General features: G+C 49.0%; 1 protein-coding gene. It reads left to right on the top strand.

The window, feature by feature from the left end:
* The coding region (locus ACS8FD_RS20360) for a MutS-related protein (protein ID WP_439277200.1) at positions 1-722 on the top strand (722 nt) is incomplete at both ends.

The following is a 722-nucleotide window of genomic DNA, read 5'->3' as shown; positions in this document are numbered from 1 at the left end:
CCAAACCCTCAAAAACGCTGAACGCTTTATCACTGATGAATTAAAGGCAGTCGAAACCGAATATCTAAGCGCACAAACCTTGGCACTGGCGCGGGAAAAACAGCTGTATCAGCAACTGCTGACCACGCTTGGCGACCATCTGACCGAACTACAACAGTTAAGCGCTGCCATCGCTCAGATAGACGTGCTGAGTAACTGGGCGCAGCTGGCTATGACTCATAACTGGCAACGTCCAGTCATGCATAATGGCGTATCAAATAACGATATAAATAGTAAAAACGCAAAAAAAGACGCTGGCTTACAAGGTAGCCAACGAAACCAACAGAGTCAGCAAAACCAGCTAAACTTTGACGGCGCTACTCAAAGTCAGGCTCAAAGCCAACTGTCAGATCAAGCGCAAAACCAAACCAGCATTGATATCCGTCAAGGTCGTCACGTCGTCGTCGAAGCGGCATTAAATCCAGCCAATACGCACCATCGAAACGCCCCAACTGAGCATCTTAGTCATTTCGTTGCCAACGACTGCGCGCTTGGCAGCGATGAGCATCCCGAACGCTTATTAATCATTACTGGCCCTAATATGGGCGGCAAATCAACCTATATGCGCCAGACTGCCCTGATCGTCTTGCTCGCTCATTGCGGCAGCTTTGTACCGGCTGAACATGCCCTTATCGGAGATATTGACCGTATCTTTACCCGTATTGGTTCAGCTGACGATCTGG

The organism is Psychrobacter sp. 1U2, assembly GCF_051847575.1.
This window is presented reverse-complemented; position numbering and strand designations above follow the sequence as displayed.